The sequence below is a fragment of the Candidatus Pelagibacter sp. Uisw_136 genome (assembly GCF_047720275.1).
GTDB lineage: Bacteria > Pseudomonadota > Alphaproteobacteria > Pelagibacterales > Pelagibacteraceae > Pelagibacter.
This window is the reverse complement of the sequence record NZ_CP159812.1, coordinates 630,565-643,173: the sequence shown is the minus strand read 5'-3', so window position 1 is coordinate 643,173 and position 12,609 is coordinate 630,565. Positions and strand designations below refer to the sequence as shown.

12 protein-coding genes and 2 tRNA genes are annotated in these 12,609 nt (G+C 26.7%); 3 read left to right on the top strand and 11 right to left on the bottom strand.

Translation table 11 applies throughout. From position 1 onward, the window contains the following. From ABXT53_RS03375 to ABXT53_RS03345, 7 genes are all read right to left on the bottom strand, one after another. Nucleotides 1–75 (bottom strand) — tRNA-Glu (locus tag ABXT53_RS03375). 50 nt (nt 76–125) lie between these two features. After that, nucleotides 126–1,820: a single-stranded-DNA-specific exonuclease RecJ gene (recJ, locus tag ABXT53_RS03370; protein WP_415291232.1), complete on the bottom strand. Its 1,695-nt coding sequence runs from the start codon at nt 1,818–1,820 to the stop codon at nt 126–128. After that, nucleotides 1,817–2,764 carry a class II fructose-bisphosphatase gene (gene glpX / locus ABXT53_RS03365; RefSeq protein ID WP_415291231.1) on the bottom strand — a complete coding sequence of 316 codons (948 nt, stop codon included), beginning with the start codon at nt 2,762–2,764 and terminating at the stop codon, nt 1,817–1,819. Before glpX ends, recJ begins: the two co-directional genes overlap by 4 nt. Then, nucleotides 2,764–3,756 carry a putative transporter gene (locus ABXT53_RS03360; RefSeq protein WP_415291230.1) on the bottom strand — a complete coding sequence of 331 codons (993 nt, stop codon included), beginning with the start codon at nt 3,754–3,756 and terminating at the stop codon, nt 2,764–2,766. Before ABXT53_RS03360 ends, glpX begins: the two co-directional genes overlap by 1 nt. Beyond that, a complete protein-coding gene (locus ABXT53_RS03355) occupies nt 3,756–4,037 on the bottom strand; it encodes an ETC complex I subunit (RefSeq protein ID WP_415291229.1) in 282 nt (93 codons plus the stop codon). Before ABXT53_RS03355 ends, ABXT53_RS03360 begins: the two co-directional genes overlap by 1 nt. Before the next feature lie 4 nt (nt 4,038–4,041). Continuing rightward, nucleotides 4,042–4,118: transfer RNA gene (locus ABXT53_RS03350), tRNA-Pro, on the bottom strand. Between the two features lie 128 nt (nt 4,119–4,246). Further along, nucleotides 4,247–6,151: an acyltransferase family protein gene (locus ABXT53_RS03345; RefSeq protein ID WP_415291227.1), complete on the bottom strand. Its 1,905-nt coding sequence runs from the start codon at nt 6,149–6,151 to the stop codon at nt 4,247–4,249. 187 nt (nt 6,152–6,338) lie between these two features. On the opposite strand from ABXT53_RS03345, the gene ABXT53_RS03340 reads away from it, so the two are divergent. The 3 genes from ABXT53_RS03340 (at nt 6,339) to ABXT53_RS03330 (ending at nt 8,609) form a co-directional block, all read left to right on the top strand. Next, nucleotides 6,339–6,713: a zinc-ribbon domain-containing protein gene (locus tag ABXT53_RS03340; RefSeq protein ID WP_415291226.1), complete on the top strand. Its 375-nt coding sequence runs from the start codon at nt 6,339–6,341 to the stop codon at nt 6,711–6,713. 165 nt (nt 6,714–6,878) lie between these two features. Further along, nucleotides 6,879–8,051, top strand: a complete 1,173-nt coding sequence (gene nhaA / locus ABXT53_RS03335) for a Na+/H+ antiporter NhaA (protein ID WP_415291225.1) — start codon at nt 6,879–6,881, stop codon at nt 8,049–8,051. Nucleotides 8,052–8,096: 45 nt separating this feature from the next. Further along, nucleotides 8,097–8,609 carry a glutathione peroxidase gene (locus ABXT53_RS03330; protein WP_415291224.1) on the top strand — a complete coding sequence of 171 codons (513 nt, stop codon included), beginning with the start codon at nt 8,097–8,099 and terminating at the stop codon, nt 8,607–8,609. Here ABXT53_RS03330 and ABXT53_RS03325 read toward each other — a convergent pair. From ABXT53_RS03325 to ABXT53_RS03310, 4 genes are read right to left on the bottom strand one after another with little or no spacing between them, the layout of a single operon-like run. Next, nucleotides 8,604–9,377 (bottom strand): MBL fold metallo-hydrolase, encoded by a 774-nt coding sequence (locus tag ABXT53_RS03325; RefSeq protein ID WP_415291223.1) that lies wholly within the window; start codon nt 9,375–9,377, stop codon nt 8,604–8,606. The genes ABXT53_RS03330 and ABXT53_RS03325 overlap by 6 nt on opposite strands. Beyond that, nucleotides 9,377–10,141 carry a TatD family hydrolase gene (locus ABXT53_RS03320; protein WP_415291222.1) on the bottom strand — a complete coding sequence of 255 codons (765 nt, stop codon included), beginning with the start codon at nt 10,139–10,141 and terminating at the stop codon, nt 9,377–9,379. Before ABXT53_RS03320 ends, ABXT53_RS03325 begins: the two co-directional genes overlap by 1 nt. Next, on the bottom strand, nt 10,134–11,675 hold the full coding sequence (metG, locus tag ABXT53_RS03315; RefSeq protein ID WP_415291221.1) for a methionine--tRNA ligase: 1,542 nt from the start codon (nt 11,673–11,675) through the stop codon (nt 10,134–10,136). Before metG ends, ABXT53_RS03320 begins: the two co-directional genes overlap by 8 nt. After that, nucleotides 11,676–12,608, bottom strand: a complete 933-nt coding sequence (locus tag ABXT53_RS03310; protein ID WP_415291220.1) for an AAA family ATPase — start codon at nt 12,606–12,608, stop codon at nt 11,676–11,678. It lies immediately after the preceding gene. Nucleotide 12,609: the final 1 nt, after the last annotated feature.

Here is a 12,609-nt window from a genome sequence, read left to right as displayed (position 1 = left end):
TGGCGGTCCCTGGGGGAATCGAACCCCCCTTTGCAGGATGAAAACCAGCTGTCCTAACCGATAGACGAAGGGACCATGTTGTGATCTTTTATTTTAAAAGTCATTATTTATCAAGTGTAATTAAACTACAGGATAAGGTCTCTAATAGTTAATTGAAGAGCCTTCTTATTATTCCAGATATTTTCATTGATTTGACCTATTACATTAATGTTATTTTTATAATTCATTAAGTGATCACCAATCTTAGTGTTTATAGAATTAAATGATATTGATTTAATCGAAAATCCTGTTTTTGACTTCAATATTGAAGAAATATGCTTGTTGTTTAAAACTAAAGGCTTAATTATTCTCAAATCTCGTAACATGAAGGTTGGTACTGAGTTTCCTGTGCCAAAGGGTTCTAATTTTTTTATATTATCATAAAAATCTTGGTTAAATGCTAACGATGAAACTTCAGATTCATATGAATATATATTATTATTTATAATGTTAGATTTTAAAAAATCTTCCAGTATATAGTTTTCAAAATTTTTAAGATTACCTATATCAAGGTTAAATCCTGCTGCCATATTGTGACCACCACCACTTATAATTATTTTTTTATCTAGTAAATTTTTAATTACACGACCAATATTATAATTGTAAACTGATCTTGCAGATCCTTTTAATAATTTATTAGAGGCAGTTATAACAATAGATGGCTTATTAAAATAATCTTTTAATCTTGCAGCAATAATTCCTATCAAACCTTCATTAATATTTGGATTATAGTAAAAAATTACTTCTTTATTTTCTTTTTCAATCTTTTGAAAATCTATTTCATTTAATATTAAAGTTTCAATTTCTTTTCTTTTATCATTTAATTTAATTAAATGATTAGATCTATCTCTTATGACCTGATGATTGTTAGATGACAATAATTCTGTAGCATATTGAGATCTACCTAATCTTCCACCAGCATTTAATATTGGACCAACCAGATAACCTAGATCATTGATACTAATTTGATTTTTTTTTTCATTTAATTCAAATAAAGTATTAAGGGGTAAGTTTTTTGTTATATCAAAATTTTTAAGAGCGTTTTGTGCAATTAATCTATTAAGTTTTCTTAGAGGCATCACATCACATACGGTAGCTAACAAAACATATATTAGATAATCTGCTATATTTATTTCACTTTTAATTTTTTTAATTAGCAAATCTAAAAAAAAATAAGAAAGTGATGTGGCACATAAATAGTCATATTCTTTATAACCATTATCTTTTTTAGGATTTATAATTGAATTTGCATTTGGAAATGGCTTATTAATTTCATGATGATCAATGATTAGGGATTTAATTTTATTTTCATTTAAAAAATCTATTGCTTCATTAGAAGTGGAGCCACAATCAACCATTATAATTAATTTAGGCTCGTCTAAGATCAGTTTTTGGAATAATTTTTTGGTAGCACCATAGCCATCTTTTTCCCTGTCAGGTATGTAGTAAAAAAAAGGATGATTTATACCTTCTAAAAACTTGACAAATAATGATGTAGCAGCAGACCCATCCACATCATAATCACCTAAAATACATATTTTTTCATTGTTATTAATACAATTAACAACAAGTTTAATAGATTGATTGAAATCTTCATTGTTTAGAAAAACGTTGTTTAAATCTAAATCTGTATTGATTGTTGCAATTTCATCATCTTCGAATTTTCTTGAAATAATTAGTCTAGATAAAATGTCACTAAAATTAAAATCTTGTTTTAATTTATCAACTAGGTTTTGGTTAATTTTTTTTTGTTCCCACTTCTTACCTGAAACAGAAATCATTCTTCAATAAAATTTGTTCTTTTTATCGTTTCTTTAAATTTTAAACTTTTGTGTGTAACAAATGTTTCAGTAATATATTCATTATTGTTTATTACAACTCCATTTAACATCTCACTTGAGGTAATCCCTGTTGAACAAAATATAGAGTCCCCCTTTATAATTTCATTTAATTCATATTTTTTATTTAAATCACTTATGCCCATCTTTTTTGCATCTTTAATATTTTTGTCGTTATCAAATATAAATCTCCCTTGAAAATGACAGTCAAAAGCATCAAGAGCTGATGCTGCTAAAACTCCCTCTGGACCACCTCCTATACCTAAAAATATATCAACATTATATTTTTGATTTGTTACATATAATGCACCAAGAATATCACCATCGGTAATTAATTTAATATTAATATTTAGTTGCTTTAGTTCATCAATTATTTTTTTATGTCTTGGTCTATCCATGACACATGCTGTGAGTGATAAAATATCTTTGTTTAGGAAATCTGCAAGATTTGTTAGATTTTTCTTTAATGGAAAATCTAGATCAATCAATCCCTTTTCAATTGGTCCAGTTGCAATTTTATCCATATAAGTTTCGGGTGCATTAAAAAGATTTCCTTTTTCAGCAATAGCAATAACAGAAGTTGCACCAGGTAAATTGTTTGCTGCAAAATTTGTTCCTTCTAAAGGATCAACAGCAATATCAAAATAGGGTCCATTTTTATTTCCAAGTTTTTCACCCGTGTAAAGCATAGGCGCCTCATCAAGTGAACCTTCACCAATAACAACTTCACCATTCATATCTATTTTATTTAATTCTAATCTCATTGAATCAACAGCTGCTTGATCTGCTGCAATCTTGTCTTTTTTCCCAACTAAAAAAGAGGATGCCAAAGCTGCTTTTTCAGAAACTTTTACAATTTGATCGACATATTTTTTATCAATAGACATTAATCTTTTTGAATAACTATTTCAGTAGAATTTATTACACTCTCAAATTCTCTTAGACGTTTATAAACACTTGCCAACTCTATAATGGTAGGCCAAGCCTTTAATAGGTATTGCATAGAACCTTCAACTCTTCCAAAAGCTCTTATAATTTGCTGCATAACACCTAATGTCACAACGCCTGCTACAATAGCTGGTGCCAAGAAAACATAAGCTGATAATACATTTGCCTGTAAATATGCCATACGACCAATATTAAAATATAAATACCTTGTGTAGCTTAAAAAGTGAATTGAACGAACCTCATCGAATAATTCATTTATTGTTTTAGGTCTAATGTTACCATCATCTTCAGCTACTACTAATATCTTTCTGTATGCAGCCTCTTTTTTTTGTAGATCATATTCCACTCCAACTAAACGTAATATCCAACCTAACCCTATCAAGAATGCTGTACCACCCAATGTCCAAAGTAATGCACCAGTTATCAATCCATATTGCCAATCACCAAAAAAGAAGATTGGTATACCGACTGATAGCCCTAATAAAATTGGAGTAAATTGTATTAATACCATGACTGATTCAATAAAACTTGTACCTAAAGATTCCATAATACGGGTAAACTTAATTGTATCTTCTTGAACTCTTTGTGAGGCACCTTCTATTTTACGAGCTCTATCATAAACAGAATGATACCATTCCACCATCGCAGTTCTCCATCTAAACAAAAAGTGTGCTGTAAAAAAACTAATTACAACGTAGAGAGCTATATATATTCCAGCTAGTGTAATAAATGATGCTAAATTTGCCCAGTACTCTTCAATTGTAATAGCGTTGGGTTTAGCAAGTGCTTTTTGAATCATATCGTAAAATACACCAAACCATTCATTTATTTTTACATCAATTTTTACCTGAACCCACAATGATAATAAAATTACAAATGAACCTAACCAAGACCATAACTGCCATTTTTTTTTTGTAAAAAATTTAAACATTATTTTAGAAAGTTATAAGCGTATGATTTTTTAATTGTTTTTCTTTTTTGTGGTTCAATTATCTCAAAATCTATTTTATTTTTTTTTGCATATTCAGTAGCTAGTTCTTTGGTTGAAAATTCTAAATTTAATTCTGAAAGAGTATTAGTGCTTGTCTCCCAACCCATTAAAGGGTTAACACCAGCATTTTCAGTTTCAAATTTGATAACCCATTTGTCTGATTTACCCAGGCCTGACTGCATTGAATTTTTTGTAGGAATATAAATTTTTGCTTTTTTCATAAAATGGTCGGGGCGGCAGGATTTGAACCTGCGACCCTCTGGTCCCAAACCAGATGCGCTACCAGGCTGCGCTACGCCCCGACTTGTCATGGTTATAGCGTAAACACTCACTTATTCAAACATTAAATAAGAATTTAAATAATAAAGTATATGGTTTTACACAGGTTATTTTTAAATTTTTTTTTATGCCACATGAAAGTAAAATATAATTAATTATTATTAATCAGATAATCATGCATTGGATCAAGCCAATTTGTCTTTTCTGCTAAATTTGAAAAAAAGCTAACACCTTTCCATGTTAAATGAGAATGGTCACCGTAAATAGCATAGCCATCAGCAGTTATAGAATGACATGATTTAACTGACAGGTCACAAGCTAAGTCAATCTTATCAATATATAGAGCTCCTATTTTTTCAGCTTTTCCTTTAAGATGTTTGTTAATTTTAATAATATCATCTCTTAAAATTCTATAAAAATTTCTATCAATATAAGTCTTATCAAGATCTTTATATGCAGCTAGATTTTTGGGGCTTTGAATTAAATTAAAAATAAGTGGACTAATATCTCCAGTATAAAATTCAGCTGATCTACCAATAATGATAATTTTTTTATTATTTTTTTTTGCTAATTGAAATAATTCAAATTTTTCTAAAGAATTTACTGATTCTTCATAAAATTGTGCCGTATATAAAACTGCATCAGCATCACTTAAATTATCGACAGAAAAGTCATAAAATTCATTAACTTTTTTTATAGATAAAAGTATTAATAATAAATCTAATGAATGAGAGTCCCCATTTACAAAAACTTTAATCTTTTTATTATTTGTATTATTAGAAGATTTAGATTTATTAACAAATTTTACAACATCACTATTGGATGGCCAACCTACATCTTTTCTTATTTTTGTTTGAGCAAGCTCGTGAATTGCAAGTTTTGGATAATTCTTTTTAATTTCAAAAATTTTTTTGATTTTTGGGTTGGTAATATTGATTTTTTCAGAAGTAGTAATAAAACCAAGTAAAACAATAAATGTAATAGATAAAAAAGAAACAAGTATAAATTTATTGTCTCGTAGTATTTTTTTTTGATAAAATGTCTTTTCTATTAAGTAAAATGATGTTGCGGAAAAAAAATATATTAAGAAATATATTAAGAAATAATAAAGTGTAGGAATATTATTATTAAATATTATTTTAAAATAAGCTAAAATAGGCTGATGCCACAAATATAAACTATATGAAATTAAACCTATATGTAATAAAAAACTATTTTTAATGATTGAATTAAATTTGTCAAAATTATTAGTAAAGTATATAAATAAGCAAACACCAAATACTGGTATTAGATTTAAATATATTCTCTCTCTTGCAGACTTTTCAAAAAAATAAAAAGATAAAAATATTAACAATAAACCTAAGAAAGATATAAAATTATTTTTTTTTATTTTAGAACTATAGTTTTTTTCAAACTGATACAGGCATGACCCAGCTAGAAACTCCCAAATTCTATTAGTTGTAAAAAAGAAACTATCTATTCGTAGTTTATGATTATTTATATAAATTGGATAATCTTCAAAATTAATTAAAAAGTTACTAATAAGACTCAGTAAAAATAATGTTAAAAAAATAATAAATTTATTTCTAAAGAAAAATAAGAGTGGAAATAATATATAAAATTGCCATTCAATAGATAGGCTCCATGTATGTAATAGTGGTTTTAATTCTGATATAGCACCCCAATAACTGTTCTCAGAACCAAATAAAAAATTTGATAAGAATAGCGGAGTGACAATCAAACTTTGTGCATAATCGACTAAATTATCTGGCATTAAAATACTCAAAAAAAATGGGAAAGTAGCAAGTATCATTACAATTAATGCTGGTAATGTTCTTCTAGCCCTTCTTGTATAAAAATTTACAAGCAAACTCTTATTGAACGTTGTGTATTTATTAAGCACTTTACAAATGAGATAGCCACTAATTACAAAAAAAATATCAACACCTAAATATCCAGTACTAAAAATTTCAGGATTAGTATGAAATAAAATTACAGATATTACAGCAATTGCTCTTAATAATTGTATATGATTATTGTGGTTTAATTTTTCCATTTAATATCAATCTTAATAACATAATTAAAATATTATTTGAAAATAATTCAAATAGATTAAAAAACTCTATTATTTTATAAGTTATTTTTTAAAGTAATATTGAATTTATATATATAATTTTATGGTTCTAAATAATCAAGAAAATCAAAAATAAAGCTTTTTTATAAGAATCATATATACATTTTAAATGATAATTGATTGTAATAAATGTCATAAAAAGTTCGATATAGAATCTGGTATGATTCCTGATAAAGGACGTTTATTGCTATGCTCTAACTGTAATCATAAATGGTTTTTTAAAAAAAAAATTCTTAAAAACACAGTGAGTTCAATTGATGATAAAAGTATTAATATTTTTGATCAAAATAACACTTCAAATCATATAGAAATTGCTCCCTTAGACACACCACGTAATGAGGTTGATGATAATATTGATGAAGAATTCAACGAAAAAAAAGAAATTTTTTTTAAAACTGAGACAGAGAAAAATATTGAGGCTAATATAAAAGAAGACACATTTATTAAAAGTAAACCTAAAAAAAAAGAAAATTTAAAATTTTAAATATTATTATAGTAGTAATCATTTCGTTTTTAGCATTTATAATTATTGTAGATACATTTAAAAATCCTATTGGGCAAGTTGTCCCAAATATTGAATTTTTGCTTTATAACCTTTATGAAAGTATTAAAGATGTCTCATTATTTATTAAAGATTTAACATAAAATTATGATCAAGAATCTTTCAAAACCTTTTAAATGGTTTTTTCAGTTAGAAGCCGCTAGTGGACTAGTTTTGTTAATTGCAGCAATTATTGCTCTTGTAATTAGTAATTCTAATTTTAGTAATTTATATTTTAATACATTAAACCAATATTTGTTTGTGGGCATTAATGATTTTGGTTTAAAACTTTCCGTACATCACTGGATTAATGATTTATTAATGGCAATTTTCTTTTTTTTTGTAACGTTAGAGATTAAACGAGAATTTATTCAAGGCGAACTTTCTAATTTAAAAAAAGCATTACTACCAATTATTGGAGCAATTGGAGGAATGGTTGTACCTGCTCTAGTTTATGTTTTTATAAACTTTGGTAATACAGAAACATTGAATGGTTGGGCAATTCCATCTGCTACAGACATAGCATTTTCATTGGGTATTTTATCTTTACTTGGTTCAAGAGTTCCAATTTCTTTAAAAATTTTTTTAACAGCTCTTGCTATTATTGATGACCTTGGTGCGATATTAATTATCGCTTTTTTCTATTCTGGTGATTTAAGCATAAGTTATTTAAGTTTAATCTTAATCTCTTATATTTTATTATTAACTTTAAATAAATTTGGTGTGAAAAAGTTTATTCCTTATTTAATAATTGGTGCTTTTATGTGGTTCTTTACATATAAGTCTGGGATTCATGCAACAATAGCAGGTGTTCTTCTGGCCTCCACCATACCTCATAGAATTAAAGAGAAAGATTTCTCATTATTAATTAAGCTTGAGCATGCAATCAGTCCTTATGTTGCTTTTATGATAATGCCTATATTTGCATTTGCCAATGCTGGTGTTTCTTTAGACGGATTATCATTATCGTCTTTATTAGAACCTGTTCCATTGGGTATTCTTTTAGGGCTGTTTGTAGGTAAACAAGTTGGAGTTATGCTTATTTCTTTCTTTGCAGTAAAGTTTGGTATTGCACAAATGCCAGATAATTCTAACTGGCTAAGCTTGTATGGAGTTTCAATATTAACAGGTGTTGGATTCACAATGAGTTTATTTGTTGGAAACTTAGCATTTGCTGAAAATATTCAGTACATAGATGGTGTAAAAATTGGTGTTCTTGCAGGATCCTTACTATCAACAGTATTTGGATATTTTATATTATTGTATGCTTCAAAAAAATAAGTCATGTTTTATAAAAATAATCTATTAATCTTACTAATTATATTTATGTTTACATTTTTTGAAAAAGTTGATGCTAAATATGAAAAGCTATTTTTTGATCACACCATGATAAATATTAATAATGAAACTATTGATTTAAATCAATACAAAGGGAAAACTATACTTTTAGTAAATGTGGCTAGTAAATGTGGCTTTACTAAACAATATACAGGTCTTCAAGAACTTTATGAGAAGTATAAAGACAGAGGTTTCTATGTAATTGGTGTTCCATCAAATCAGTTTGGTGGACAAGAGCCAGGTTCTAATTCCGAAATTAAGGATTTTTGTGAAACTAATTTTAATATTACATTTCCAATAACTGACAAAACAGACGTTAAAGGTGAAGGTGCTCATGATTTATATAAATGGGCAAAAAAAAACTATGGTAACTCGACTGTTCCTAAGTGGAATTTTCATAAAATTTTAATTAATAAAGAAGGAAAAATACAAGACACGTTCAATTCTTTTATTACACCAATGTCAGATAAAATAACAAAACAAATAGATTTAATTCTATAACCCAACAGTCATACCATCAAAACCAGGAATAATATTTTTAGGCAATCTTTGTTTAATTTTTACATAATCTAAATCACTATGCATATTTGTTAATATAGTTTTTCTAGGAGTTAAGATTTTAACTAAATCCAAAACTTGATCTAAATTGAAATGTGCAGAATGATTACGGTACCATAAGCAGTCAATAATCAAGTATTCTAAATTTTTTAATTTTTTGTAATCTTTTTTAAAGAATAAACTAATATCACTAGCATAAGCTAATTTGTTGTTAATTAGATAGCAAATACTTTTAATTTTACCATGTTGAACAGGTATTGATTCAATTTTAATCTTTTTATCTTTATTTGTAAATTGATGTTGTTTTTTAAGACTATTGATACTCAAAGTGGATGGATAACCATAAGATGATTTAAAACAATATTTAAAAGTGGAAAGTAAATATTTCTTAGTTATAGAGTTTGCATAGACTGGAATTTTTTTCTTATTTATTAAAAAAAATGGACGAAGGTCATTAATACCGTGTGTTTGATCCGCGTGTAGATGTGTATAAAAAACTTTGCTAATAGATCTAACTTTATTTTTTAGAAGTTGTGACCTTAAATCTGGTGATGTGTCTATTAGGATATTTTGATCATTAAATTTGATTAAAGCAGAACATCTTGTTCTAAAATTTTTTTTATTTTTTAAATCACAATCACCAGAATATCCATCTGCTCTAGGCACACCTAATGAGCTACCGCTTCCCAAAATAATAAATTTAAGAGACATTATAGATCAAAAAGTTTATTAAAATTTTTAGTAGTTAAATCGGACATTTCCTGGTTAGTCTTTTCTTTTAATATAGATAATTTTTCTAGGGTGTATTTTATAAAACTTGGTTCATTTTTTTTTCCTCTCATCGGTATTGGAGATAAAAATGGGCTATCTGTTTCAACAAGCAGTTTATCCAAGGGAATATTTTTAAAAGTTTCCTGAAGGTCTAAACTATTTTTAAATGTAATTATTCCACTTGCAGAAAAAAATGCATCTAATTCAAGTAATCGATTTGCAAAATTTAAAGAACCAGTAAAACAATGCATTAAAATTTTTAATTTTTCTGATTTATATGATTTTAAAATCTCATATGTTTCATCCTCAGCATTTCTAGAATGTATGATAACAGGTATATTAAGCTCTATAGAAGCCTCTAAATGACCTTTAAAGCTATCAATTTGCCTTTTCTTGTTGCTGTGATTATAAAAAAAATCTAAGCCAGTTTCACCTATACCAATTATTCGTTCATTTTGATTTATTTGATTAATTATATAGCTTTTATCAATTAAAAAACTTTCCTCAGTCTCATGAGGGTGAATACCAAACGTTCCATAAATCATTGGATCTAGTTGAATAATATTCTTTATTCTATCAAAACTTTCTACCGTAGTACATATAGTTAATAATTTTGAGATACCAACTTCTTTAGATCTTTTTATAACATCACTTAAATTCTCAAGTAAAGGTTCATGATCTAAATGACAATGAGAATCAATCATTTTTCTTTTCAATTTTTTTAAATAAGATATCTATTTTGTTAATAGGTTTTCCAGATACAAGATAGTCATGTTTTACAATAGATTCAAAATTAATTGCATCTACATTTAAATTAAAAATCTTTAAGGCTTTTTCTATTGAACTTGGGATTATTGGATAAAGCATGAATGAAATCTTTCTAATCATTTCTAAAGATGTGTAGACAATTGTATTTAATCTGTCTTTATCATCTTTTTTTTTCCAAGGTTCTTGGTCATTAAAATACTTATTTGCTTCAAATAAAGCGCTAACAATAAAATTAATATAATAATTAATATTTTGATTATCAATTTCAGTACGTATTGTAGTTAAATTATCAGTAAATTTATTTAGCATTAGTAAATCTTCATCATTAAATTTTTTATTACCTGGTACAGATGAGGAGCAATTTTTTTCAGCAAATGCAGTAACTCTTTGACATAAATTTCCATAATTATTAGCTAAATCACTATTGATACAATCCTCCAATCTATCTTGTGAAATGTTACCATCATTACCAAATGAAACTTCTTTAATTAAATAATATCTTAAGGGATCAAGACCATAAATTTCAATAATATCTAGTGGATCAAGAATATTTCCTTTTGATTTGGACATCTTTTCATCACCAGACAAAATCCAACCATGACCATAAATCTTCTTAGGTAAAGGTATTTTTGCAGCCATTAAAAATGCAGGCCAATATACAGAGTGAAATCTTAATATATCCTTACCTATTAAATGAACAGATGCAGGCCAAAATTTTTTAAACAGCACGTCATTTGTATCTGGATAGTTTAAAGCGCTTATATAATTAGTTAGAGCATCGAGCCAAACATAAATTACATGATCTGAACTGTTAGGTACCTTGATTCCCCAGGAGAATGCTTTACGACTTATAGATAGGTCTTTTAACCCACTTTTTACAAAGCTAATTACTTCGTTTTTTCTAGATTTTGGTGAAATAAAATCAGGATTTTTTTCATAATAATTCAGTAATTCATCTTGCCATTTAGACAGCCTAAAGAAATAAGACTTTTCCTCTATCCATTCAACTGGTGAACCAGATGCAGTTGCTATTTTAATATTTTCTTTTTCAGTAATTTCTTCATCATTGTAGAAAGCTTCGTCAGAAACAGAATACCAGCCCGAATATTTCGATAAATAGATATCATCATTTTTTTCAAGCTCTCTCCATAAATGTTGAACTGTTTTTTTGTGTCTCTCTTCGGTAGTTCTAATGAAATCTGTATTAGATAAATTTAATGTTTTTGAAAGATCTCTAAATGTTTGACTAATTTCATCACAAAAAGTCTGAGGATCAACATTTCTTTTCTCTGCTGCTCTTTGTATTTTTAAACCATGCTCATCAGTACCTGTTAAAAAATGGACATTAAAACCATCTATACGTTTAAATCTAGCAAAAAAATCAGCAGCAATGCTTGAATATGCATGACCCATATGAGGTTTCGCTGATGGGTAGTAAATTGGAGTCGTGATATAGTAATTTTTATCCATTTATAATAACTTTGATTTAAATTCTAAAAACAAACTTTCATCATCTAAATTAAATTTTTCTGTATCGTAAATTTTTTTAATAAATTTATGATAAAAATTAATTAATGAAGTCTTTGTATTTGTTATCATGTATTTTTTTAAAAAGAATAACTCAATTAAGTTTATTAATAAAATTTTAATAGGTTTATTTTTCTTGTAATAATTATTTTCTATTATTAAGTTTATAAAACTTGAAATAGTATGATCCTTTAAATTAATTGATTTATCTTCTGCAAAATTAAATAAACTAATAATTTCACCAGGAGAATTATAATAACTTAGTAAGTCATAATTAACAAATTCAAGTACATTTTTTTTAAGTATTGAGTTTGAGATGTTTAAAGACTCATTAAATGTTAAGCTAATCTTAAATGTTAAACATCGTGATTTAAGAGTTGGTAGTATATTTTTTTCACTATTGTTTATTAAGATAAAAAAAACATTTTCATTTGGCTCTTCAATAATTTTAAGTAGTGCGTTAACAGAATTCTTATTTAAATTTTCAACATTATCTATTAAAATAAATCTTGCCATATTATTAAATGTTGATTTATTTGTGTAATTAATCATTTCACGTATTTGGCCTACATCAATGCTTTTTTTTTCAGTTAATAAATCTATTAAATAGAAATTAGGATGTGTGTTATTTTGTAAAAGTTTATAGGATTTATTATCCTTATTGATGCTAAAATTTTCTAAATTATATTTGTACTCCTCATTTTCGGATAAAATATAGTTGATTAAATGATAGGCTAATGTTGATTTTCCTAATCCTTTTTTTCCAGATAGTAAAATTCTATTAGGTATTTTTTTCTGTTTATATAGTCCAACTAAATCGTTAAAGAAATTTTCCATACCGTAAATCTTAGTGTTTTCTGATGGTTTTAAATTCATA

What these genes read in the sequence shown, in the direction of transcription:
- ABXT53_RS03345 (WP_415291227.1), bottom strand. Translation starts at nt 6,151, where the DNA reads ATGGAAAAATTAAACCACAATAATCATATACAATTATTAAGAGCAATT.
- ABXT53_RS03330 (WP_415291224.1), top strand. Translation starts at nt 8,097, where the DNA reads ATGTTTACATTTTTTGAAAAAGTTGATGCTAAATATGAAAAGCTATTT.
- ABXT53_RS03310 (WP_415291220.1), bottom strand. Translation starts at nt 12,608, where the DNA reads ATGAATTTAAAACCATCAGAAAACACTAAGATTTACGGTATGGAAAAT.
- ABXT53_RS03320 (WP_415291222.1), bottom strand. Translation starts at nt 10,141, where the DNA reads ATGATTGATTCTCATTGTCATTTAGATCATGAACCTTTACTTGAGAAT.
- ABXT53_RS03325 (WP_415291223.1), bottom strand. Translation starts at nt 9,377, where the DNA reads ATGTCTCTTAAATTTATTATTTTGGGAAGCGGTAGCTCATTAGGTGTG.
- ABXT53_RS03340 (WP_415291226.1), top strand. Translation starts at nt 6,339, where the DNA reads ATGATAATTGATTGTAATAAATGTCATAAAAAGTTCGATATAGAATCT.
- recJ (WP_415291232.1), bottom strand. Translation starts at nt 1,820, where the DNA reads ATGATTTCTGTTTCAGGTAAGAAGTGGGAACAAAAAAAAATTAACCAA.
- metG (WP_415291221.1), bottom strand. Translation starts at nt 11,675, where the DNA reads ATGGATAAAAATTACTATATCACGACTCCAATTTACTACCCATCAGCG.
- nhaA (WP_415291225.1), top strand. Translation starts at nt 6,879, where the DNA reads ATGATCAAGAATCTTTCAAAACCTTTTAAATGGTTTTTTCAGTTAGAA.
- glpX (WP_415291231.1), bottom strand. Translation starts at nt 2,764, where the DNA reads ATGTCTATTGATAAAAAATATGTCGATCAAATTGTAAAAGTTTCTGAA.
- ABXT53_RS03355 (WP_415291229.1), bottom strand. Translation starts at nt 4,037, where the DNA reads ATGAAAAAAGCAAAAATTTATATTCCTACAAAAAATTCAATGCAGTCA.
- ABXT53_RS03360 (WP_415291230.1), bottom strand. Translation starts at nt 3,756, where the DNA reads ATGTTTAAATTTTTTACAAAAAAAAAATGGCAGTTATGGTCTTGGTTA.